18 protein-coding genes and 1 pseudogene are annotated in these 23541 nt (G+C 37.3%); 6 read left to right on the forward strand and 13 right to left on the reverse strand.

From position 1 onward, the window contains the following. Positions 1–58: 58 nt before the first annotated feature. Complete coding sequence (locus ACJVDH_RS03850) at positions 59–1975, reverse strand: LTA synthase family protein (protein ID WP_443946257.1); 1917 nt, start codon at positions 1973–1975, stop codon at positions 59–61. Positions 1976–2461: 486 nt separating this feature from the next. Here ACJVDH_RS03850 and ACJVDH_RS03855 point away from each other — a divergent pair, with 486 nt between their 5' ends. Beyond that, the gene (locus ACJVDH_RS03855) at positions 2462–3847 is read left to right on the forward strand and encodes a glycosyltransferase family 39 protein (protein WP_443946258.1); all 1386 of its coding nucleotides are present in this window, start codon (positions 2462–2464) and stop codon (positions 3845–3847) included. Between the two features lie 204 nt (positions 3848–4051). On the opposite strand, the gene ACJVDH_RS03860 is transcribed toward ACJVDH_RS03855, so the two are convergent. Together ACJVDH_RS03860 and ACJVDH_RS03865 are read right to left on the reverse strand one after the other, a co-directional pair. Then, positions 4052–4465: a DUF6691 family protein gene (locus tag ACJVDH_RS03860; protein ID WP_443946259.1), complete on the reverse strand. Its 414-nt coding sequence runs from the start codon at positions 4463–4465 to the stop codon at positions 4052–4054. Positions 4466–4468: 3 nt separating this feature from the next. Beyond that, entirely contained in the window at positions 4469–4963 is a 495-nt protein-coding gene (locus tag ACJVDH_RS03865) for a YeeE/YedE family protein (protein ID WP_443946260.1), read from the reverse strand. A 407-nt stretch (positions 4964–5370) separates the two neighbouring features. Here ACJVDH_RS03865 and ACJVDH_RS03870 point away from each other — a divergent pair, with 407 nt between their 5' ends. Both ACJVDH_RS03870 and ACJVDH_RS03875 read left to right on the forward strand, forming a co-directional pair. Then, positions 5371–5550: a histone H1 gene (locus ACJVDH_RS03870; RefSeq protein WP_443946261.1), complete on the forward strand. Its 180-nt coding sequence runs from the start codon at positions 5371–5373 to the stop codon at positions 5548–5550. Positions 5551–5685: 135 nt separating this feature from the next. Then, complete coding sequence (locus ACJVDH_RS03875) at positions 5686–5901, forward strand: hypothetical protein (RefSeq protein ID WP_443946262.1); 216 nt, start codon at positions 5686–5688, stop codon at positions 5899–5901. Positions 5902–6112: 211 nt separating this feature from the next. Here ACJVDH_RS03875 and ACJVDH_RS03880 read toward each other — a convergent pair whose 3' ends face one another. Next, positions 6113–7639 (reverse strand): DUF4394 domain-containing protein, encoded by a 1527-nt coding sequence (locus ACJVDH_RS03880; RefSeq protein ID WP_443946263.1) that lies wholly within the window; start codon positions 7637–7639, stop codon positions 6113–6115. A 49-nt stretch (positions 7640–7688) separates the two neighbouring features. Beyond that, the gene (locus ACJVDH_RS03885; RefSeq protein WP_443946264.1) at positions 7689–8003 is read right to left on the reverse strand and encodes a hypothetical protein; all 315 of its coding nucleotides are present in this window, start codon (positions 8001–8003) and stop codon (positions 7689–7691) included. Between the two features lie 147 nt (positions 8004–8150). Here ACJVDH_RS03885 and ACJVDH_RS03890 point away from each other — a divergent pair, with 147 nt between their 5' ends. Beyond that, positions 8151–9023 carry an EamA family transporter gene (locus ACJVDH_RS03890; protein WP_443946265.1) on the forward strand — a complete coding sequence of 291 codons (873 nt, stop codon included), beginning with the start codon at positions 8151–8153 and terminating at the stop codon, positions 9021–9023. Positions 9024–9027: 4 nt separating this feature from the next. Here the strand turns inward: ACJVDH_RS03890 and ACJVDH_RS03895 are convergent. After that, positions 9028–9159 (reverse strand): annotated as a pseudogene (locus tag ACJVDH_RS03895) (FAD-linked oxidase C-terminal domain-containing protein); the annotation flags it as partial. After that, positions 9149–9418, reverse strand: a complete 270-nt coding sequence (locus ACJVDH_RS03900) for an FAD-linked oxidase C-terminal domain-containing protein (RefSeq protein WP_443947599.1) — start codon at positions 9416–9418, stop codon at positions 9149–9151. The gene ACJVDH_RS03900 and the pseudogene ACJVDH_RS03895, both read right to left, overlap by 11 nt. 492 nt (positions 9419–9910) lie before the next feature. Between ACJVDH_RS03900 and ACJVDH_RS03905 the strand changes: the two genes are divergently transcribed. Next, positions 9911–12460, forward strand: coding sequence for an ATP-dependent Clp protease ATP-binding subunit (locus ACJVDH_RS03905; RefSeq protein WP_443946266.1), 2550 nt, complete (start codon positions 9911–9913; stop codon positions 12458–12460). Positions 12461–12842: 382 nt separating this feature from the next. Continuing rightward, positions 12843–14480 carry a discoidin domain-containing protein gene (locus tag ACJVDH_RS03910; RefSeq protein ID WP_443946267.1) on the forward strand — a complete coding sequence of 546 codons (1638 nt, stop codon included), beginning with the start codon at positions 12843–12845 and terminating at the stop codon, positions 14478–14480. Positions 14481–14585: 105 nt separating this feature from the next. Here the strand turns inward: ACJVDH_RS03910 and ACJVDH_RS03915 are convergent, their stop codons facing one another. The 6 genes from ACJVDH_RS03915 to ACJVDH_RS03940 all read right to left on the reverse strand — a co-directional run bounded on the left by ACJVDH_RS03915 (position 14586) and on the right by ACJVDH_RS03940 (position 23526). Then, on the reverse strand, positions 14586–15653 hold the full coding sequence (locus tag ACJVDH_RS03915) for a PA0069 family radical SAM protein (protein WP_443946268.1): 1068 nt from the start codon (positions 15651–15653) through the stop codon (positions 14586–14588). Positions 15654–15703: 50 nt separating this feature from the next. After that, entirely contained in the window at positions 15704–16948 is a 1245-nt protein-coding gene (locus tag ACJVDH_RS03920) for a carboxypeptidase-like regulatory domain-containing protein (protein ID WP_443946269.1), read from the reverse strand. A gap of 83 nt (positions 16949–17031) precedes the next feature. After that, the gene (locus ACJVDH_RS03925; protein WP_443946270.1) at positions 17032–18252 is read right to left on the reverse strand and encodes a carboxypeptidase-like regulatory domain-containing protein; all 1221 of its coding nucleotides are present in this window, start codon (positions 18250–18252) and stop codon (positions 17032–17034) included. A gap of 51 nt (positions 18253–18303) precedes the next feature. After that, positions 18304–19959 carry a DNA repair protein RecN gene (recN, locus tag ACJVDH_RS03930; protein WP_443946271.1) on the reverse strand — a complete coding sequence of 552 codons (1656 nt, stop codon included), beginning with the start codon at positions 19957–19959 and terminating at the stop codon, positions 18304–18306. A 64-nt stretch (positions 19960–20023) separates the two neighbouring features. Next, the gene (locus ACJVDH_RS03935; protein ID WP_443946272.1) at positions 20024–21334 is read right to left on the reverse strand and encodes an alpha/beta fold hydrolase; all 1311 of its coding nucleotides are present in this window, start codon (positions 21332–21334) and stop codon (positions 20024–20026) included. A gap of 128 nt (positions 21335–21462) precedes the next feature. After that, positions 21463–23526, reverse strand: a complete 2064-nt coding sequence (locus tag ACJVDH_RS03940) for a M56 family metallopeptidase (protein ID WP_443946273.1) — start codon at positions 23524–23526, stop codon at positions 21463–21465. Positions 23527–23541: the final 15 nt, after the last annotated feature.

Raw genomic sequence — 23541 nt, forward strand, 5'->3', positions numbered from 1 at the left:
TGATTTTTTATTTAATTGGTATTCACGAAATCTATCTTTCAGTTGCTTTTCGGTTTTGTTACCGTTGAAAACTATATAATCCCTTTTGGTACATGTAAGAAGCCATTTGATAATTGGCAATCGCTTCATCAATTAAAGGTTGATCCTGTGCAATTGATACCGCACTGCCATTGCTAAAATCGGGCTTAAAAGTTGCAGTTTTTTTATTCGGATCTAAAATCATCAGTTTTCCATTTTTTAGGTAACCTAAACTTTGGTAAGTGCTTATAAATGCACGTTCTGCACCTTCTTTCATGTTAAATACATCCTGGCCAAAGAATTTACTGGTGTAAGAAAATCCCAGATAACTTAATATAGTTGGTCCGGCATCAATTTGTGCAGTTAAGCGATTAAATTTTGCAGGAGCGATGTTCCCCGGACTATAGAATATCATTGGTATGTGGTATTTATCTACCGGTAACTCTACCTTGCCAGCGCTTGATGCGCAATGATCTGCAACAATCACAAATAAAGTATTGGAAAACCAGGGTTTTTGTTTAGCCTCTGTTATAAACTTGCCAATGGCGTAATCTGTATATTTTACCGCACCTTCTCTGCTTGTATGCGAAGGAATATCAATCCTTCCTTCGGGGTAAGTATAAGGGCGGTGATTGGAAACCGTCATAATGTGCGCGAAAAAAGGTTTGCTATTTTTATAGTCTTGATCCAGTTCTCTTAACGATAAAGTAAACAAATCTTCATCGGCTACGCCCCAGATATTTGAATAATGAATTTCAGAATCTTTCAGCGCGCTGCGGTCTGTAACCTCGTAGCCATTGTTAGAAAAAAACTCATTCATGTTATCGAAATAACCATATCCGCCGTAAATAAATCTACTGTTATATCCTTTAGAATGAAAAACACTGCCTAAAGTAAACAGGTTTTTATTGTCTGGCCGCTTCACAATAGATTGGCCGGGAGTAGGCGGTATGCATAGCGAAAGTGCTTCTAAACCACGTACTGTTCTTGTTCCGGAGGCATAAAGATTGGTGAAAAGCAAACCTTGTGCAGCCAAACTATCCAGGTTTGGTGTAAGATGCTGTGTATTCCCAAATGAACCTAGAAACTCTGCACTCAGACTTTCTACACTAATCAAAACAACATTCATTTTCCGTTCTGCAGCTGCTGAAGTTATTTTTCGGGTTGTTGTACTTTTATCGGTATTTGTAGCCAAAAGGCGATGAATAATGGCCGAAATTCTACTTACGGGCAGCGTTTTATAAAATGCTTTGTAGTCCAGCTGGTTGTTCCAAAAAGCGAAGCCAAAATCGTACATACCGTTTCCAGACAATTCATCTACATATTGATTGTTGCTGTGGTATTTCCACTTGTGGTTTACGCCAAAATAAACCAATACAGGCAGGCACAACAATAAAACAGCAATTTTACTTCTGCTTGCAAAACGCATTTTGTTAGGTGTAGAGCGTACAATTTCTTTTCGCAAAACATAAACCACAACTGCAGAACATAAAATAAGCGCACACAAAATGGTGTTAATTGGATAGGATTGGCGGATATTGCCGATAACTTCTGTGGTATATACCAGATAATCTACCGCAATAAAATTGTAACGCACTGAAAATTCTTGCCAAAAAAACCATTCGGATACGATGTTAAACATCAGTGTAAATACTACGATGAAGAAGTAGATAAACAGCAATATTTTAGAAGTTTCAGACGAATACCATTTTGAAGACAATATCCACAGATAGATAACCAAAGGTATAATGGCGAAAGAAGCCGCAGAGAGATCGTAAAGTAAACCAACCAGAAATATTTTGAGAATGTTGAAAATAGACCAATCTACTGAACATGCGCTGTAAACCATCAATAAAATTCTGGTGAGCAATGAGGTTATGCACAGTAAAATTACGGCCAATACAACCGGGCTAAATCTATTGCTGAATATGTGAGCAGCCTTTTCTTTAATCGTCATTTTTGGGATTTATCGGTTTTATCAACCAACTTATGACGGCCAAAATTAATATCGAAATCTGTAGAAATCCTGAAGATGGTTAGCGTTGGTAAGAAATTTCAGATTGAAATATCCAACTCTGGTTTGCGATAGAAGAAGATAAGATTACTCCTTGGATAGATTGCAAAATTAACAATCAGAAAATATGTCTCATGTGGCTTAATCAAAAAATGTTTACCTTGGTATTCCCTTTTTGTCGAACGTCTTTAATCCCAATAAAGAAAAATAAGTATCAGCAAAATCCGTATCCGAAGTAAGGTGTTACGGCAAATGTGCTTTTCCTTTTAAACATGATGTGCAGCGAGTTCACTTTAGTGTTTACTTATTTGCCAAAGTTTAATGGTTTTTCAAATCTGCGCAAAGCGTAATTTACTGTTTAAGGTTTCTGCTTGTGTGCTTTTCACAATTCTTTTAATCCGCATAATTTCTGTTTTTATAATGGGCCCAATGCCACAAGATGCCTATTACTATTTTTATTCTCGGCATTTGGCACTTTCGTATTTTGATCATCCGCCAATGATTGCGTATGTATTAAAACTCTTCACTTTGATTTTTGGCGATAACGTAATTGCTATAAAACTGGCCAATACTTTTCTTACCATTTTTACCAGTATTGCGTTCTACCAACTTGCTATTCGGCTTTTGCCAAAATACGATGCTGAAAAAGCCATTATTCTGTTTTTGAGTACTTTAATGGTAAGTATATTGTCGCTTATTTCTACGCCAGATACGCCCTTGCTGTTCTTTTGGACACTCTCATTAATCGCTTTGTATGAGGCCATTTTTAAAAACAAAAATAAGTTTTGGATCATTGCCGGAATTTTAATGGGATTGGCTTTTGACAGTAAATACACCGCGGTTTTTTTGCCTTTTGGCTCGTTTATATTTCTAATTTTTGCAAAATCTAAACGCAATGTATTGACCTCTTTCTGGCCGTATTTAAGTTATACACTTATGTTGCTTGTTGCCAGTCCGGTAATGATCTGGAATGTTGCAAACCATTTTGCTTCTTTTACTTTTCAAGGTACACAGCGTTTAAATAATGCATCGGGCTTACATTTTAATCCAAAATTCATTGCCGGTCTTTTGGGGCATCAGTTGGCATTGCTCACTCCGGTGCTATTTGTTGTGGTGTTGTATGCGGTGGTGCGTTTGCTAAAGTCTGCAAAGAGAAAACTGCCTTTGCTTACAAACGAAGAATTGTTTTTACTTTGTTTCTTTCTGCCAATATTTGCTTTTTTTCTGTTTATTTCTCCAATTTACTGGATCAAAATCAATTGGATGATGCCCGCTTACGTTAGCGGAATTATAATTGCAGCAAAGCTGATTTCAGTAAAATGGATTAAAATCCAGCTCTACATTTCTTGTTTTATTCACCTTGCGCTACTGGTTCAGATACTTTTTTATCTTGTGCCAATTCAATCAGACGATACTTGGTTCGGTTGGAAAGAACTTTCAGTAAAAGCCACCGACTTAAAAAAGCGTTACCATGCAGATTTTATTTTTTCTGCCGATGGTTATAAAACAAGTTCAGAATTGAATTTATATAGCAATACATTTATTTACAGCGAAAATGTGATTGGTAAAGCGGCGCTTCAATATGATTTTATTGGAACCGACTTGAATGCTTTGAATGGAAAAACCGCATTGTACATAGATTCTGATCCAAGATTCAAAAACGATGAGAAAAAACCAGACACACCAACAGAGGTTAAGCCATATTTTAAATCGGTGACACAGCTAAAACCTATTTTAATAAAAAACAGGGGTAAAGCGGTAAGGAAATTTTACGTGTATTTATGTAAAGGATATAAATATCTTGGAAAAAGATAAACCGAATAGGAAAATAACCATGTTTTGACTAATAAAAAAGGCCCGCATCCCAGCGGGCCTTACTAGTGTAAATTGCTATTAACCAAATATAAACAATTGACTTAGCAACATATTTTAGTGTATAAGGTTTTAGAATTTTTAAAAATTATTTATCGTGCTTTAATCATTTGAAACCATAAGTCGATTTTTTACCCAAAATTCTTTTTAATGTGGAAGTTTGTTTTTGATTGCGCCGTACAAATAAGTACCGAACAAAGCACCTAAAATAACCAAAGCCATTGCGGGGTAACCGTTGCCAATGTTTACGAACATTGGGCCAGGGCATGCGCCGGTTAAAGCCCAACCCAATCCAAAAATAATACCGCCAATAATGTACCTTGGATACGATTTTGTTTTTGCTTCAAAAGGAATCGGCGCACCGTGAATGTCTTTGATCTTTAATTTTTTTATCAGATAAACAGCTAATATTCCCAATAGCACAGCGGTGCCGATGATGCCATACATATGAAAAGATTGGAAGCGAAACATTTCCTGGATCCTGTACCAGGAAACGGCCTCAGATTTTGTCATTACAATTCCGAATAAAATGCCGGTAAGGATAAACTTAATAGCTTTCATTAGTTAAAAAATAAAGGGCATAAATAAATAAGTCATCATCAATCCGCCGATAAAAAATCCGATTACAGCTATAAGAGATGGTATTTGCAAATTTGATAGTCCGGAAATGGCATGACCAGACGTGCATCCGCCAGCATAACGGGAACCAAAACCTACCAATAAGCCGCCAATAAAAAGAATCAAAATATTTTTCGATTGTGTTAACGCATGCAATGAAAAAAGTTGATCGGGATTAAGATTTCCATCAAATTTGATGTTCAATTTTTGTAAATCGCGGATGGTTGATTCTGCAAGCTGCAAAGGTTCGGGATTGTTGAGGAATTGTGTAGCGATGAAACCGCCGATAATTGATCCCAATAGAAACAATAGATTCCAACGTTGTGCTTTCCAGTCGAATTTAAAAAAATCAGTGTGTTTTCCTGCGCCAACAATCGTACAAATGGTGCGCAGATTAGAAGAAAAACCAAAAGTTTTTCCAGAAAGAATTAATATTAACATGATCACTACGATCATAAAACCTGAAAAATACCAGGGCCAGGTGCTTTGAAAAAATCCGATCATCACAGTCTTGAATTATGAATGAACAAATGTGCAGTGTTTTTATTTAAAATCGCAATTATTCACAATGGCATTTGCCGATACAGTTTAGGGCAGATGATCCTCCTCATGAATTTGTTCATGGTCTGGGTTTTATCCCGACAGGAGAGAGCTGGAGATTGGAAAATTGATGAAATTAAGCTGAATTTGTCTGTATTGGCACATTTTAATACATGAAAGGAAAAAAATCTTCTCTACAAAGTTTGGCCGTTTAAGAACAATTATTATTTTCGCGGCTCGTTAATGTTAACGAATCATTTGATTTTAGAACAAATGGCCGGATTAAACCAGCCTCAATAAAAACAATTATGGAAAAATTTGAAAAAGTAAAAGAAATTATCGCTTCAGTTGAAGCTGATGTTGCTAAATTTTATGATGCTGGTAACGCTGCTGCAGGTACACGTGTACGTAAAGCAATGCAAGATCTTAAAGTTTTAGCTCAAGAAATCAGAACTGAAGTTACTGACAAGAAAAACAGCGCGAAATAAGTTTATAGCGTTTTGGGACTAAACAGCGGCCATATTGTCTATTGATGATATGGCCGCTTTTGTTTAACAAGAAATCTTCATCATTAAAATATGAAGTGAAAGCAAACCAAATTGCTTATAAAAGGTTTCATACGTATGGAATTTCCACATGAATTAAAAGAGCTCTATCCGGCAGAAATTATTGAGGTTAGAGGAAATGCAGAAGCTTTAACTATTATTTTAAAGCCAAGCGTAGATATTGATAAATTTTCTGGTTTGCTGCAACGGGCATACACCAACCTTGACGAGCCAATGTATTTGTTTTTGAAACATGAAGGTCAGCAAGATTTTAGAAAAATAACGTTGTCTTAGTTTCATAAAATGCCGCTTTCGGCTATTTTTAATGCAGTTTTAATTTAATTATCACTTTAGCCTCATAAGATATGGAAGGCTTATTTGAACACAATAAAAATACTATTTTCAAACATTCGGGATCAATTTACCGTAAATGTTAGTTTAATGAAAAAGCCTTTCAGGATTGAAAGGCTTTTGAATTTTAGCATTTTTTTAAGGAATTGAATTGTTAGAAACCAATTCCAATTGCAAATCCTCTCGAGGCAGTAGATAACGTGCCAAGTGCAGTTGCTGCGCCTGTGGTTAAGTTAACCGTATACAAACGTTGTGTGCCACCTACGGTAAATAATCCGTAAGCAACTCCGCTCGTCCCGCCAATATCAAAACCATTACTGGCCTCAACATTTACACCCAATGGACCAACATCTACCAAAGTACCTGCATTTGGTGGATCTTGTTTGTATAATCTATCTGTTTGCGAATCGATATCATAAAGAACGGTAGTGCTTGCGCCTGCAAAATTATTGGTATATGCTGCACCAGAAATGGCAACATTTGTCATGGTAATATTTCCATCTACGGTAACAGATCCATCATTTGGATTAAAACGTAGGTTTTGGCCAAGGTTACTTACAATACGAATACGATCAACCGTCGGATTAAAATCAAAGCCGAATTGAGTACCTGAAAGTAAAGTGGTTAAAGGTGAAGTACCAACTGCAGCTGCCACACCAGATGATGCATTAATGCTATATACCCTGCTGCTACTACCTAAAGCATACAATTGGCCGTTTAAAGGACGCATGTCTATACCTAAAATAGATTCTCCGGTTTGAATACCCGTAATCGCTTTGGTAACGATAGTTGGATTACTGGCCAGTGGATTAAAAATTAACAGTTCATTGTTGTTAGATACTGCATATGCAACAGCTTCTGTAGGAATGGCAATTCCAGAAATGGCCAAATCAATATTTGAAATTTTTGACGCTTTTCCTGAGTTTAAGTCAATTGTATATAAACCAGATTTTCCACCAACAGAAATGGCAGCAATTGCTGCGGTACCATCAGGATTAATATCAAAACCACCAACTTCCTCCGCATCTACACCAAGGCTTCCTACTTCAACAAGTTTTCCATCATTTGGCGGATCTTGTTTATGCAATTTATCGTTGTTAACATCGATATCATATAATGTTGTTATGCTTGCACCAGCTCTGTTTTGCGTGTAGGCAACTGAAGAAACTTTTGCATTGGCAACAGCATTAATTACACCATCTGTAGCGGCAACGGTTCCGGTTTCTGGATTTAGGCGTAAATTTTGCCCGCTCGATGTAACGACCCTAATCCGATCTACAGTTGGGTTAAAATCAAAACCAACCGAAGTGCCGGTAAGTGCCGGGGTAAACGGAGTAGAGGAAACCGCACGCGCTATACCAGTTTTCTGATCGATAACGTACAGACGGCTCGTACTTCCAATGCCATACAATTGACCTGTAGCTGGTCTGAAATCTATGCCTAGAATGCTTTCGCCAGTCTGAAGTCCGGATATAGAAATCTGGCTGCTTACGGTATTTGGGTTTTTCGCATTTATGAGTAACAATTTATTATCTGCTGTAAGGGCGTAAAGGTTTAAATCTGGACCAGGAACAAGAATTTCATTGTCCATGTTGTTGCGGTCTTTCTTACAAGATACCAAAAAAAGGGGCATCATAATGGCGCATAAGGCCACCACGATTAAGTGTTGTGCTTTAATCATAATAGGGTTTTTGAAGTTTTTAATAAAAGAAAATGTAAAATAGCTCAGGCTATTTTGGCGGATATTCTAAGGTAGGCAGATGACAATCTAAGGCTTTAAAAGATTCTCTGGAGGTTACTGCCTTTAATAGTGAAGAAAAAATGAAATTGTTTTTGAAAAGCATTGGCATTTCAAGATCTTCATACTTTAACTTTTCCAACTCATCATCATCATCAGTTTCCATCGGAACCGATTTCTGAATGTTAGAAATCTTAACTTTTTTAATGGGGTTTTGATCAGAAAAGACAACAGATAAAGCAATACGACCTATGAAAACAGATAAGAGCAGGGAAACGATAAAAAAGTTTCTATAAAGGGCGTACATTTCAAACAATTATTTCCGATTTACAGTACATACGCAGTTTTTGGAGTTGAGGATTTTTGAAGCAGAAAATAAATTGCTTTTGGAGATCAAACGGATGGTATTATAGTAACAAAAGCATTACTTTTGCGAGCAATTTTACTCAGGGTGATGAAGAATAAAACAGGATTAAATATACCAGCAGTGCCGGGCGTATTGCTGGCCATTATTAGTGTTCAAGGTGGTGCAGCTATTGCCAAAGGCATTTTTCCGGTTTTGGGTGCGGCAGCAACTTCTTCTTTAAGAATTGTATTGTCTGCGGTAATTCTTTGTATTGTTAATCGTCCAAATCTTCGCAACCTAAGCAAACAACAATGGAAAATGGTTGCCATGTATGGAATGGCGCTGGGAGCAATGAATCTGGTATTTTATATGGCCATAAAAAGAATCCCGCTTGGGTTGGGCGTAACTTTAGAGTTTATCGGTCCGCTGGTTCTTGCTTTAACCGGATCAAAACGATTGCTTGATTTTATCTGGGCACTTTTAGCCGCTTTGGGTATCGTGTTAATTGCACCGTGGAGTGGAAATGGAATCGATATTGTTGGTGTTTTACTGGCTTTACTTGCTGGCGCACTTTGGGCAGCATATATTATAATGGGCGGAAAAATTTCGCAAATTATGGATGGAAACAAAGCTGTTACTGTTGGCATGCTGTTCGCTTCAGTTTTGGTTATTCCGTTTGCACTGGCAGATGGAATTATACAAAATATTACCCCACAGCTTTTCCTGTCGGGAATGGTTTTGGCTTTACTCTCCAGCGCAATACCATTTACATTAGAAATTAATGCCCTTAAAAAAATACCGGCCAAAACATTCAGTATTTTAATGAGTGTAGAACCTGCGGCAGCGGCACTTTGCGGATTGGTTTTTCTGCACGAAAAACTAACGGTAGGCGAGTGGCTTGCGGTTGCACTTGTTGTTACAGCCAGCGCTGGCGCAACGTTAAGCAGAAAGAAAAAAGTAGCCACCACTATTGATGGTTAAAAAATCAGGATTTAAGGATACCGTTGGGATTAAAAACCTGTTTAATGCTTTCCATTATATGGATATGTGTTTCGCTGTATTTTATCGGAAGATATTCGCATTGTATAGGTCCACTTCCATGTTCTTCAGAAATTGTTCCGCCTAAAGAAAATTTTTTCCACCACGTTTTTCAAATGGTGGTTCCATTCGGCATCTTTCATTTCTCCTTTGGTAATATTGGTATGTGGATTTTCATTGCCAGCATGGCCAAAACATAAAACCTGGAAAACAAAATTCGCAGCAATATTTCTGATACCACTAATGAGTTTTGGCAACGCTTCACGCGGTACAGTGTAGCCAAATAAATTCTGTAGAAAGCAGAGAATGCTTAATAAGTTTAAGCAAGTTATTTCGATTTCCTAGAATAGTTTTCAGCAGAAATGTATCTCTGTTGTGACAGCTATTGCAAAACAAAAGTAAAGTTTACAGGGTTAAACGGATACAAGGTAAATGAATCGACTGTCTAGAGTTTGTTAATTTCTAAAATGGTGTCACGTTCTTTTTGTTTTTCTGTCAAAACTTGTAAATTGCTTCAAGAAAAAGTTACAATTTGTCAGTCGTTCAGGGCAAAAAAATACTTACAAAAAACCGACAAAATATCTGTTTTGAGGTCTTAATAACATAAACTGTCTCTAAATTCTGCGTGGTATATATTACGTAGATAGATATATGGGTTTATTAGTGAATCACAACTGGTACAACTGTAAGCATAAATTAGTTTGCGGAATATAACATGGAGTATATTGTTCACCTATATGGCGCAATTGTTGATAAAATAAACGAAATGGTACGGACGCTTTTTATAATTTATTTTATAGTTTAGGGACGTAGCTGTTAAGAAAGGTATTATGGAAGCAAAATTTTCACCGCAGGTAAAAGATGTAATCTCTTTTAGTAGAGAGGAAGCTCTCCGTTTAGGGCACGATTACATCGGTACCGAGCATTTATTATTAGGCCTCATCCGCGAAGGCGATGGTATGGCCATCAAAATTTTACGCTCGCTTGGAGTAGATACAAGTAAATTGCGCCGTTCTATTGAAGATGCCGTTCGTGGCACATCCAGTGTAACGGTTAACTTAGGCAATATTCCTTTAACCAAACAGGCAGAAAAAGTTTTAAAAATCACTTATTTAGAAGCAAAAATATTTAAAAGCGATTTAATTGGTACGGAGCATCTGTTGCTTTCTGTATTGAGAGATGACGACAATATTGCCTCACAGATTTTGTTGCAATATGGCGTTACATATGATGTTTTTAAGCAAGAGGTTGAAGTAAATAAAAACGGTTTCAGAGACGATATTTCAAATAGCGCTTCTACAGGTGGCGATGACGATTATCGCGAAGAGGAAAGTTTCAGTACACCGAAAAAGGTTTCGGATATCAAATCCAAAACACCAGTACTGGATAATTTCGGTCGCGATTTAACCAAAGCTGCAGAAGAAGGCCGTTTAGATCCAATTGTTGGCCGTGAAAAAGAAATTGAACGCGTTTCTCAGATTTTATCCAGAAGAAAGAAAAACAATCCGATTTTAATTGGTGAGCCAGGCGTAGGTAAATCTGCAATTGCAGAAGGTTTGGCACTTCGTATTGTGCAACGCAAAGTATCTCGTGTATTGTTTAACAAACGCGTGGTTACGCTTGATTTGGCTTCGCTGGTTGCAGGTACTAAATACCGCGGTCAGTTTGAAGAGCGTATGAAAGCGGTAATGAATGAGCTTGAAAAGTCAACAGATGTAATTTTATTTATTGATGAAATTCATACTATTGTTGGTGCAGGCGGCGCATCTGGTTCTTTAGATGCATCAAACATGTTCAAACCGGCATTGGCTAGAGGAGAAATTCAATGTATTGGTGCAACAACTTTAGATGAATACCGCCAGTATATTGAGAAAGATGGTGCGTTAGACCGTCGTTTCCAAAAAGTAATGGTAGAGCCGGCAACACCAGATGAAACCATCGAAATTTTAAGTCGCATTAAGGATAAATACGAAGAACACCATGGTGTTACGTATACACAAGAGGCAATTGAAGCTTGTGTTACCTTAACATCGAGATATATTTCTGATCGTTTCTTGCCAGATAAAGCAATTGATGCTTTAGATGAAGCGGGTTCTCGTGTACACTTAACCAATATCCATGTTCCACAGAACATTATTGATATCGAAGCAAAAATTGAAGATATCAAGCTGGAGAAAAACAAAGTGGTACGCAGCCAGAAATACGAAGAAGCAGCAAAACTTCGTGATACAGAGAAAAACCTGATCGAAGAATTGGATAAAGCTAAAGCAGAATGGGAAGCAGAAACCAAAACAAAACGTTATGAGGTTTCTGAAGACAATGTTGCTGAAGTTGTTGCCATGATGACGGGAATTCCGGTACAACGTGTTGGCCAAAGCGATAGTCAGAAATTGCTGAATATGTACGATAAAGTTGCAGAAAAAATTATCGGACAGGATGACGCCATAAAAAAACTGACTAAAGCCATTCAGCGTACTAGAGCAGGTTTAAAAGATCCTAAAAAACCAATTGGTTCATTTATTTTCCTGGGTCCAACTGGTGTTGGTAAAACAGAGTTGGCTAAAGAACTTGCACGTTTCATGTTTGATAGTGATGATGCTTTGATTCAGATTGACATGAGTGAGTATATGGAGAAATTTGCGGTTTCACGTTTAGTGGGCGCGCCTCCGGGATATGTTGGTTATGAAGAAGGTGGCCAGCTTACTGAAAAAGTAAGAAGAAAACCTTATGCGGTAATTCTATTGGATGAGATCGAAAAAGCGCATCCTGATGTATTCAATATCTTACTTCAGGTTTTGGATGAGGGGCAGCTTACCGATAGCTTAGGACGTAAGGTTGATTTTAGAAATACCATCATCATCATGACATCTAATATTGGTGCACGCCAATTGAAAGATTTTGGTCAGGGTGTAGGTTTCTCTACTGCAGCAAAGACCAATCAAGCAGAGCAACACAGTCGCGGTGTAATAGAAAGCGCATTAAAACGTGCTTTTGCACCAGAATTTTTAAACCGTGTTGATGATGTTGTGGTATTCAACAGTTTGGGTAAACAGGAAATCTTTAGGATTATCGATATTGAGTTGAAAGCGTTATTCGGTCGTGTACACACTTTAGGTTATGAAATTACCTTAACTGAAAATGCTAAAGAATACATTGCAGAAAAAGGTTTCGATAGTAATTTTGGTGCCAGACCACTTAAAAGAGCGATTCAAAAATATCTGGAAGATCCAATTGCAGAAGAAATTCTAAAAGGAGAACTTGCAGAAGGCGATGTACTTGAAATCGACTATGATAAAGAAAAAGAAGAAGTTTCTGTTCTCCATAAAAAAGGTGAAAAACCGAAGGAAGAACCAAAAAAAGAAGATTCTTCAAAAAAATAAATATTGAAAACTCCCGGTGAAAACCGGGAGTTTTTTGTTTTGCATTTCAATTTTCGCGTACCATTTCAGACGGTTTCATCGAAGCCATTTCCTCTAGCTACTATTTTAGCGCAATCGTTTGTGCCTACACTAAATTTTCTTAGTTGGTCTGTTTCTATTGACATTAACGATTTGTGTTTGTAAGTCTTTTTTATTTAAGCAGATAAAATTTACATCGCATTTCCCATAATTTGTAAAAACTGTTGATATCTAGTAGATTAGGCAAACGTTTGTGCTGCTTTTTTTATTGCCTTAGTTTTTTTGAGCTTGTATTTTGGGTCGGGAATTAATCTCAGTCATTACAATTTTATTGGCTATTGCCGAAAACCTAAAAACTCAACCAATGAACAAAAAATTTATTTTTAGTATGCTGATGGCAACACTTGCCTTCAGCGCTTGTAAAAAAGAAGAACAAACCGAAAATGCATTAAGCATACAAAGCAATGCACTGGGGGCTGCTTCCGGAATTTCAGGTCCAACTCCCGGCATATTTACATCAGATAAAAATAGAAACCTAAATCTGGTTTACTTTGTACCGAATGATGTAGATACTGTTGCAAATTATCAAAAACGTTTAAGTGAGTTGATGTTATGGACACAGAACTGGTATAAAGAGCAGATGGCACTAAATGGTTATGCAGACAAAACTTTTGGAATGTTTACCAATGCCGGCAAAACTTCTGTTAAAATCATCACCATTTATGGTACCAAGGGAAAAGCAGATTATTCATATTCAAGCGGCTCAGGTAATGTTACTGCAGAAATTAATGCATATTTTACAGCAAATCCAAGCCAAAAAACGAGTGAACATACACTTGTAATCTTACCAAGATACGAGATTCTGGCTAGTGGAACGCCGAGTGGAGGGCCTTTTTACGGACTTGGCAGATGGTGTTTTGCACTCGATTACGAAGAAATGGATATTGCCAATTTAGGCAAAACAGATGCCGTTGGAAACCGGTTTAGTGTGTGGTTTGGGGGACTGGTACATGAGTTAGGACATGGTTTAAATTTACCGCACAACTGTCAGAAGGTTTCAGAGAATAATGATCCCCTCAAAGGAATGGCTTTGATGTGGGCGGGCAATGGCACTTTAGGCAAATCACCAACTTTTCTCACAGCTGCTGACGCTGCAACCTTAAATGCAAATCAAATTTTTAATAACGACACCAAAACATATTATAGCAGCGCCACAGCAGCCATCAAAGCCATCCACGCAGAATACTCATCTTCCAAACAAGCAATAGTTCTATCGGGCAGATTCACTACAAATGTAAAAGTGAACAGCATATTGTATTATAATGATCCAAACGTGAACAATGAAGGAACAGGTGTTAATCGAGATTATAATGCCGTAACCTGGGAATCTAAAACAATTGGACTGGATAGTTTTTATGTGGAGATGCCCATATCAGAATTTCAATATAAAGATGGTAGCCCTTATGAATTAAGATTACGCGCGGTACATGAAAACGGTACCATAAGCCAAAGCAGTTACAATTACGAATTTGTAAATAACATTCCGGTTTTAAATTTTTCTACACGAACTGAATTTAGTAAAACGGGCTGGACGATAAAATCATTCAGTTCTGAAGAAACATCTGGCGAAGGCACAACAAATGGGCGTGCCACAGCTTTGATTGATGGAAATACATCTACGTACTGGCACTCACGCTGGACAGCAAACGCAACTTCCTATCCTCATGAAATTACTATCGATATGCAGGCTATAAAAACGATGCAAGGCGTTAGCTTAACACAACGGTCTGGTTTGCAGCGTGCGATTAAAAATTTTGAAATACAATTGAGCAGTGATGGAGTCAGTTTTGTTTCTGCGGGTAATTTTATCGCAGCGAATGCCAACGGGCCACAATACATTAACTTCAGTTCTTCAAAATCCGGCAGATACATTAAAATTATTGCCAAAACTGGTTACGATGGTTCACAATATGCATCGCTTGCAGAGTTGGGCGCATATTAAATTCAGAAATAAACGGTTATAGAAAACGGGTTAACTAAAGCTAACAAACTTTAATTAACCCGTTTTAATTGTCTCTATTTAGAAACGATTAATACCTGCAGAAAATCAGAATAAACTCATCTGCGATCCAGGAATTTGAAACAAACTATGGTCTAGCTCAATAGTTTGTTTGTTTAAACCATTTAATCTGCAATGCAAACGAAAATTATCACGAATCATTTTTGCAATATTTCCGTCGCCACGCATGCGATCGCCAAATCTACTATCATTTACATTGCCACCGTGGCAGCTTTGTATCATATGCCAAACCTTATCTGCACGATCTGGAAAGTTCTTTTTTAGCCAGTCTTCAAAAATTTGACCCACAGCACCATTTAGACGAACAATTGTATATCCAGCATTGGTAGCTCCGGCATTCGCTACAGCCTTTAAAATAGATGGGATTTCATGGTCACTTAAACCCGGAATGAGTGGCGCAACCAGTACACCCACGGGAATACCCAATGCAGAGAGTTGCTCAACAACTTTTAATCTTTGTTTGGCAGTAGTTGTTCTAGGTTCCATTTTTTGACGTAAATCTTCATTCAGGCTATTTATAGAAACATAAACCAGGCAGAGTTTTTGTTTTGCCATTTTTGCAAGCAAATCCGAATCGCGAAGGATTAGCGAATTTTTGGTAATCATCCCGATAGGTTGTTTATACTCTAATGCAATTTCTAATAATTGGCGGGTGAGTTTGTATTTGCGTTCTGCGGGTTGGTAACAATCTGTATTTCCTGATAGAGAAATGGTTGTTGCATCCCAGCCTTTTTTCTCCAGAAATTTCTTGAACAGGATAGGAGCATCTTTTTTCACAATTATTTTGCGCTCAAACTCAAGTCCGGCACTATATCCCCAATACTGGTGAGAATTTCTTGCATAACAATACGTGCAGCCGTGTTCACAACCTTGATATGGATTAAGAGAATAAGCCATGCCCACATCGGGACTATCCACTTTGTTTACAATCGTTCTTGAATGCTCGAAAATAAACGATGTTTTGCGGTCAATTTCTTCCCAATCGTCAATACCTTCATCATGTGCTTTTACATACACATCTTTCAAAAATTTATTGTGCGGATTAACTTGTGCACCACGACCTTTAAAATAATGTTGTTCATCTCCCGAAACCATAGCATAAAAATACTAAAAAAATTAGTAAAATTATATGATGTGGAGAGAAACTAAGGGATTGATTTTTTGGCTAAGGGAATATAATCCATCGGAACCATATCGGCAATTTTTTCGTAAGCCCAAAACCCTTCGTAAAGCAGAGATCTGGAATCGTAAATGCCGCCGTTTTCATAAAAACGTACAGGGCCTTGTGTTAAATTTGCAATGGAAAGTTCATTTTCGGGAACATCCAAGGGACGGAAAATCCAAAACCCGGTTTTAGAATACGCAAGAGATTCTTGCTCTTTGGTATATTGTACAATTAATGCATCGGTATAATTGATCCATTTTAAGTTCTCGTTAAAATAATGAACCAGCGTATCAGGCAGTACTTCAGCTCTGGAAAATTTATCAATTGTTTTTGGCATTTCCTGTTGCTTGGTCCAAAATTCAAGCAAGCCAACATCAACTTTTCCTGCGTTTTGTCTAATCCCGGTTTTCTCTGCCGCATTTTTAATGTTCATCAGGTTTGTATTGATCACATAATCCGGATAGCGGTTTGGATTGGGCATTTTTACCATTTTATTGATGATAAAACCCTCTTCTTTTGTTTTATTGTTATATAACGAACGGAAGAAATGTTGTGCAGAACCATAGTAAGCAACTTCTCGTGCAGCAATATATTTTCTCTTTTTTGCTGCAGAGGCTTTTAATTCTTCGAAAAATGGATGCCCGGAATAATAGATAATGCGCGTTCTGGAGTTGTATTCAAAATGATCGAGCATATATTTTAACCGATAGCCAAGCGCCTTGTTTTCTACAATTAGAAATTCTGTAGTAGAGACTGTTAGCGTGCTGTTTGTGGCATCGTAATCGACATTTAAAACCTGTGGATTCAGTATTTTACATTGCGCCGCATTTGGCGTTTTACCGATAAAAAAATCTTTAAACTGATTGATGTATTTTTGCCGGTTCGGATCAGCACGTATGACAACTTCCTCTAGCTGAGCGACATTTTCTTTTAAGATTAGATTTACCTCCACAGATTTATCTGAAACAATTACGCTTTTTGAATAGGGCAAATAGCCAACCATTTGCACCAAAATATCGTAACTGCCAGGTTTTAAATTTAAGAGCCTAAACCGGCCATCGTTATCGGCAACGGTAGCAATTTTATAACCACTTAAATAGATGCTTGCGCCGGGTAGTCCGCCTTTATCATCTCGCACTTGCCCGCTTATTGTAAAAGTATTTTGGGCAGAGAGTTGTAAGCCTGTGAAGAACAATAAAACCGCAACGAAAAAGCTTTTAATCATGAACACGAATGTATGCAAATGACGCAATATTTTATAAGGGCAAAATTGCTTTTTAACAAATTTAACATATCTGTTTTTATAGGCTATTTTTCGGTCATTTGATAATCCATTGGAACGCTGTCGGCAATTTTTTCCCAAGCCCAATATCCTTCATACAACATAGATTTTGGATTGTAAATGCCTCCATTCCGGAAAAAATATACAGGCGCAACCTGCAAGTTGATTAAAGAAACCTGCGTATTTTCTAAACTCATTGGCCGCGAAACAGACATACCTATCCGATTGGTGAACTCCGGAGATTCTGTTTCGTTCTTATATACCACATAAAGAACATCAGTAAAATTGATTGATTTTATGGCAGAGTTGAAAGGTTTTACCAGAGTATCTGTAAGTATTTTTGCCTGATTTAAAATCGCTATTTTTTTAGGTTCTTTACGTAAGCGCACCCATTTGTTCAGAGAATCGCCAGCTTTAATATCTTTTACGAAATTAGGCGTACCAGCGGTAAGTCTTTTAATATTGGCGTTTATCAGGCTGTCTGATGGTCTGTTGGTATTATCTGTTCTGATTAATTTAAAAATTTCAAAACCCTCGGCATTGCTTGTACCATCAAAAATGCTTTTGAAGAAATGCTGCGGAGAGCCACGATAGGCGATTAGCCGTTTTTTTGCCCATTTTTGTTTTCTGGCAGTTGAGCCTTTTAAATCTTCATATGTTGGGTAACCTTCATAATAAACAATCCGGGTACTGTAATCGTACTCAAATGCATTAATCAAATACTTGATTCTATAACCCAAAGCCTTATTTTCAATGATTAGGAATTGATCTGTACTTACTGTAAGCACACGCTCTTTTTTATCAAAGTTAACGCGTAATATTTCTGGATTGATGATTTTGCAAGCCTCCGCATTAACGGTCTGACCGATAAACATATTCTTAAAAATATCAATATAATACTGTCTGTCGGGATCTGGTTTAATCGTTACTTCACTAAGCTGCGTTATACTTTCTTCCAGAACAATATGTTGCTCAACATTTTTATCGACAATTAAAACATTTTTATTCGATGCCTTAAATCCAATAATCTGAACCAGAATATCATAATTTCCAGGTTTTAAACTCAGCGTATAATGGCCATTATTGTCCGTTGCAGTTGCAATTTTGTAGCCACTTACATAAACGCCAGCACCGGGTAACGGCTCGCCTTTTTGATCTTTAACGATTCCACTGAGTGTGAAGTTTTGCTGACTAAAGCATAACTTGGCCGCAAGTAAGCAAAATACAAATAAGAATAAGGATTTCATTTTGCTAAACTAATTTTTTAGTTTGAAAAAATAAAATCTATCTCGATAAAGTTACGGGCGCAATAATTCTTTTGCATTTTCCAGAGCAGAAACACCCGGATTTTTGCCGCTCAACATTTCTGCGATGGCCGCTACACGTTCATTTTCGGCGAGTTTTTTGATCCCGGTAGTGGTTTTGCCTTGATGATCGTTTTTATATACGAAGTAGTGGGAGTGGCCTTTCGCAGCAATTTGAGGCAAATGTGTTATAGACATCACTTGCATATTTTTTCCGAGTTCGTCAATCACTTCACCTACTTTTAATGCGGTTTCACCAGAAATACCGGTGTCAATTTCATCAAAAATAATGGTAGGAAGCGAAGTATGTTTAGCCAAAAGTGTTTTGATAGACAACATTAGTCTGGACAGTTCACCGCCTGATGCAACTTTGTTTACCGGCGCAGGCGCCTGTCCAAGGTTTGCTGTAAAGAGCAGCGTAATTTCATCAACACCATCTTTATGCAGTTCTGAAAGGATTTGTTGCGCTAAAACCAATTTGGCATTTGGCATACCAACTTGTTTAAGTGTAATTGCAGTTTGCGCTTCAACCGTTTTAATCGCTTTTTTCCGGTTGGCACTTAATTGAGTTGCCATTTTTTCCAGGTCTTTCCGCAACGCATCAATCTTTTTTCGCAACTGCTCTATATGTTCATCAGACGATAGCAGTTGGTTTAAGTTGTCTTCAAGCTGTTGTTTTAAGGCAATTAATTCGGTATTGTCTGCTACGCGATGTTTTTGTTGTAAGGTGTAAAACAAATCTAAACGCTGATTAATGGTATCCAAACGTTCTGCACTATGCAAAGTATCTGCTTCTAAAACCGAAACTTCATCAGCAATGTCTTTAATTTCGATAATTGATGATTTTAACCGATCGTACAGTGATTGTATTGCCTGGTCAAACTTTTCTATTCCTTGTAATTGCAGTTGCGCTTCTTTCAGCATAGCCAAACCATTTGGTTCGCCATCCGTTAATATCGCTGCTGCGGTAACCAAAGCACGTTTTATTGCTTCGGCATGTTTTAGCTTTTCCAGTTCTTGTTCCAGTTCCTCTTGCTCGCCGGCTTTTAAATCGGCCTGATCCAATTCGTTAAACAAAAATTGTTCATAATCTTGTTTGTTTCGGGCCTCATCTGCATCTTGAATCCGTTTTTTTAGCAGTGCAGATTCTTGTTTAAGTTTCTTAAATCCAGATTTATATTCTACTAATAAAGCGTGGTGATTGGCAAGTGCATCAACAATCAGAAGCTGAAAATCCGGATCGTTTATTTCTTGTGTAGCATGTTGTGAATGTATATCAATGAGTTTTTCTCCGATTTTTTTTAATACAGATAAATTTACCGGCGTGTCATTGATAAAAGATCTGGTTTTGCCATCAATAGAAATCTCCCTTCGTAAAATGGTTTCGTTAGAAAAATCGAGATCAAATTCTTCGAAAGTTTCTTTCAGGTTTTCATCCGCCAAGGCGAAATTTCCTTCAATTACACACTTTTTATCTTGATTGAAAAAGTATTTACTTTCCGCACGTTGACCTAAAATAAGCGATAAAGCACCTAAAATGATAGATTTACCAGCACCGGTTTCACCCGTTATTATATTTAGACCGCTATCAAATTCAATATCTAGGCTATCTATTAATGCGTAATTGCGAATGGAAAGTTTCTGTAACATGCTAATGCGAAATTAAAAAAGAAATGCTTAGTAAGGGAAACAAAATTTACACCATTACTGGTTTTTAAAAATTTAAAAATTGTAAAACGGCCTGATTGAAAATGTTGGGTATTTCTGTGGGCGCCAAATGTGTTGCATGGTCAAAGATTAGCAGTTTAGCATCTTTAATGTTTTCTGCAATCAATTTGGTATGCGCCGGTTTTATGATGTCTTTTTCTCCTGCCATCACTAAAGTTTTTGCTTGTATCTGGTGCAAATTTGCTGTAGAAATGTTTGGAGCCGACAGCAGCATGGCAAGCAATTTTGTTACTCTTTTAGATTCTGCATCTTTTCTAACGCTCAGTTTTTTAAGATCTTTCGCTACTGTTTCCAGCATAGAACGTTCTACCGCTTCTGATGTTGGATTTAGATTTGCGCCCATAATCATAAGTTTGTTTACGTATTCAGGATATTTTATCGCCATAGTTAGCCCTGTATTGCCACCATCGCTCCAGCCAACAATATGTGCTTTCGGAATGTGTAAACTGTCTAGCAAAATTTTCAGGCCTTCGGCAAAAAGATCATAGCTTAGTTTTTCATTGTCAGAATCGCCACTTTTTCCATGTGCCCTTGTATCTACGGCAATTACACGATACTGTTTTGCTAAATCAGGAATCTGTTTAGAAAAATCTGCAATAGATTGCCCGTTTCCATGCAGAAGCAATACAGGTTCGCCTTCCCCATACTGTTCAATATATAGTTTAATGCCATTTACAGCTATGTAACGGCCGCTTTTTGCATTGTTACCATAGAAGGTTTTCCAGACAATACTGCTTTGCGTCGCCGCAATTTTAAGTGCGTGGCCTGACGTATCTGCTCGGTTAACGAGCTTTGTACTAACACCATCCGGAAGGTGATCATATCGAATAAAGCCTTTGAGTAAATTGTTTTCAGACTGCTCAAAATCACCATTTGGAATGTCTATGTCGTGCCAGATTCCTCCTTTATTCTTGATTTGAAAACGAACATTATCGATATAAAAATCGCCATTGCCCTCAACTTTAATATTTAGCCAAAATTCTTTCGTTTTAGAATTGATCTCACTTTCTATCGTGCTGACGTGCCAGTTGGTGTCGGGAAGGAGGTTTCTTCTTGTTTTATTGCTTAGCCAAGTGTCATCATTTTCTACTTGTCTAACCTGCAGCGTAAAATTTCTATTGGTATCGACAGAAGTTGATTTAAGTTCGGCAGAAAATCGTAAAGCTTGATTCCCGATAGGTTCGCATTTTATTCTTCGGCCCAGATAGAAACTGTTACTTACGGTTTTCGTTTGGGCAAAGCCCGATAAGTGTATCGTAAAAAGTATTGCCGAAAATAGGAGGACGATAAAGCGCATAATTCAATTTGTGGCTAAAATAGCAGAAATGACCGGATTATACGCTGGAAAAAATAAAAGCAACGTCTGCGTTGCTTTTATTTTAATGTTATGTTTTCAGAAAAGATATTCCCAATTCAAGATATTAACTAATTGGCGGGCACAATTCCTAATTTTTTATCTGGCTGAGAGAGATTATCACCATAATATTTAATTACGGCATGTGTATAGTTTATTGGTTGTATATTCTTTTTTACCAATTTTATTTTGCCATTTGCTAAAAGAAGATTGTCTATTATACCTTCTACCGGAGTAAAATTAAAAGCGCCGTCTTTCTGTTTTTTTTCTTTTTGCTCTTTTAATTCAACTTTTTCTTTCAGTTCCAGAACATCGTGATCAAATTTTTCTTTCAATTTTTTATATTCTTCTGTCTGTTTTATTTTATTCGATTTGGAATCTATAATCAAAATTGAACCATTCGGAGACAACAATTTGTGACTGCCGCTTAGTGAATCAATTTGAATTGATTTCAAAGATGACAGTTTTTCTATGTCAACACCTTTCAAAGCATCGGAGGTAATACGCTCCAATTGTGCTCTAAATTCTGGTGTTTTTACTTGTTCGCTAATATCTTTACCTAATTTTTCCCATTTGGCTTGCGCTTCTGGCGATGCATATTGCTTGGCGATATCTTCACCAAATTTTTTCCATTTCGCTTGTGCTTCTGGCGATGAATATTGTTTGGCGATATCTTCACCAAATTTTTCCCATTTAGCTTGCGCTTCTGGTGATGCATATTGTTTGGCGATATCTTCACCAAATTTTTTCCACTTCGCTTGCGCTTCTGGCGATGCATATTGTTTGGCAATATCTTCACCAAATTTTTTCCATTTCGCTTGTGCTTCTGGCGATGCAAATTCTTTATAAATAGAGGCGTAATCAGCAGAATCTGCGTAATAGTAATTTTTGCCGGTATTAAGCTTAAGGATTTTATTTTTGTCTAGCCCTTCTACATACAGAAAATTGTCTTTAAGGCTATCTGGTAAATCTTTTATGGAATTGTATTCTGTCTTTTTTCCATTTTTATCAATACAAATGATTTTTGTTTTCGATTTTCTCGTTGTGTCTGAATACATATTTGCGTGATTGTTCTGGTGGCCAACCGAGCGGATGTTTTCAGTTTGCAAAATGGTTGTTTTATGATCGGAGCCTGTTTTTTTATCTGGATTGATCCATGCAATGGAACATACACATGCAACACCAAGCGTTAAGGCGGCCATTTGCTGTTTTGCGTTCAAATAGTTTGTTTTCATATTGGTTATTCTTTTAATGCGTTGATACAGGTTTTGGGTTTTACCGGTTGCAGCAAGTGCAAACGCCGGACTGGCTTTATCTTTAATTAATTCTAATTTTAGCAGGGCGTGCGCATAATTAAGTGGTTGGCCGGTAAGTTTCAATACCAAGTCATCACATGCATGCTCGCGCTCTATGTGTATGAATTTGCCCGCCATCCAAACAAAAGGATTAAAAAAGAGAATGGTTTCTATTGCGGTTTTAATCAGATTTAAGAAAAAATCATTTCTCCTGATGTGAGAAAGCTCGTGGATTAAAACGGCTTCAACCTGATCTTCATCCAACTGATTAACCACCGCAAGGGGAAAAAGTACTATTGGTTTCAAATAACCAATTACCAAGGGAACGTTAATCAAGTTAGATAAATGGAATCGTATTTTCCTTTTCAGATTTAGGCGCAGCGAAACTTTCTGAAAAATCTTCTGCCAATTGGCCGGAACTTCGCTTAATCCATTGCTTTTGAAAGTTGCCAACTGGCGATAACCTTTAGAAATCACAAACAACTGAAGCAGGATTCCAATTCCATAAAACAACACTACAACCGGAAAATACTGTTCGGCTTTGCTGGCGAAACTTTCTGGAATTTGACTGATATAAGGATAAACCTGTGCTGTGTGCGTTTGTGTTGTAGGATAATTTTGCGGTCTGTTTAATATCATTTGATGTGCAAAATTGTAAGCAAAGCTGATGAACATTAGCACGATTGACATAAACGCAAGGTTGTGTTTATGGCGGGCTGCAACTTTTGGAAAACCAAATAGAACAATAAACAAAACGCCATATACAATTGCGCTTTGCCAAAGCGAGTTAATAATGCTCCAGCCAAAAGCTTTAATAAGTTGTTGTATTAGATTTTCCATAATCTTTTTGAATTT

Source organism: Pedobacter terrestris, assembly GCF_052343045.1.
GTDB lineage: Bacteria > Bacteroidota > Bacteroidia > Sphingobacteriales > Sphingobacteriaceae > Pedobacter.

Excerpts from the sequence above, each read along its gene's own strand:
- ACJVDH_RS03850 (WP_443946257.1), bottom strand. The coding sequence starts at position 1,975 with ATGACGATTAAAGAAAAGGCTGCTCACATATTCAGCAATAGATTTAGC.
- ACJVDH_RS03855 (WP_443946258.1), top strand. The coding sequence starts at position 2,462 with ATGCCACAAGATGCCTATTACTATTTTTATTCTCGGCATTTGGCACTT.
- ACJVDH_RS03860 (WP_443946259.1), bottom strand. The coding sequence starts at position 4,465 with ATGAAAGCTATTAAGTTTATCCTTACCGGCATTTTATTCGGAATTGTA.
- ACJVDH_RS03865 (WP_443946260.1), bottom strand. The coding sequence starts at position 4,963 with ATGTTAATATTAATTCTTTCTGGAAAAACTTTTGGTTTTTCTTCTAAT.
- ACJVDH_RS03870 (WP_443946261.1), top strand. The coding sequence starts at position 5,371 with ATGGAAAAATTTGAAAAAGTAAAAGAAATTATCGCTTCAGTTGAAGCT.
- ACJVDH_RS03875 (WP_443946262.1), top strand. The coding sequence starts at position 5,686 with ATGGAATTTCCACATGAATTAAAAGAGCTCTATCCGGCAGAAATTATT.
- ACJVDH_RS03880 (WP_443946263.1), bottom strand. The coding sequence starts at position 7,639 with ATGATTAAAGCACAACACTTAATCGTGGTGGCCTTATGCGCCATTATG.
- ACJVDH_RS03885 (WP_443946264.1), bottom strand. The coding sequence starts at position 8,003 with ATGTACGCCCTTTATAGAAACTTTTTTATCGTTTCCCTGCTCTTATCT.
- ACJVDH_RS03890 (WP_443946265.1), top strand. The coding sequence starts at position 8,151 with ATGAAGAATAAAACAGGATTAAATATACCAGCAGTGCCGGGCGTATTG.
- ACJVDH_RS03905 (WP_443946266.1), top strand. The coding sequence starts at position 9,911 with ATGGAAGCAAAATTTTCACCGCAGGTAAAAGATGTAATCTCTTTTAGT.
- ACJVDH_RS03910 (WP_443946267.1), top strand. The coding sequence starts at position 12,843 with ATGAACAAAAAATTTATTTTTAGTATGCTGATGGCAACACTTGCCTTC.
- ACJVDH_RS03915 (WP_443946268.1), bottom strand. The coding sequence starts at position 15,653 with ATGGTTTCGGGAGATGAACAACATTATTTTAAAGGTCGTGGTGCACAA.
- ACJVDH_RS03920 (WP_443946269.1), bottom strand. The coding sequence starts at position 16,948 with ATGATTAAAAGCTTTTTCGTTGCGGTTTTATTGTTCTTCACAGGCTTA.
- ACJVDH_RS03925 (WP_443946270.1), bottom strand. The coding sequence starts at position 18,252 with ATGAAATCCTTATTCTTATTTGTATTTTGCTTACTTGCGGCCAAGTTA.
- recN (WP_443946271.1), bottom strand. The coding sequence starts at position 19,959 with ATGTTACAGAAACTTTCCATTCGCAATTACGCATTAATAGATAGCCTA.
- ACJVDH_RS03935 (WP_443946272.1), bottom strand. The coding sequence starts at position 21,334 with ATGCGCTTTATCGTCCTCCTATTTTCGGCAATACTTTTTACGATACAC.
- ACJVDH_RS03940 (WP_443946273.1), bottom strand. The coding sequence starts at position 23,526 with ATGGAAAATCTAATACAACAACTTATTAAAGCTTTTGGCTGGAGCATT.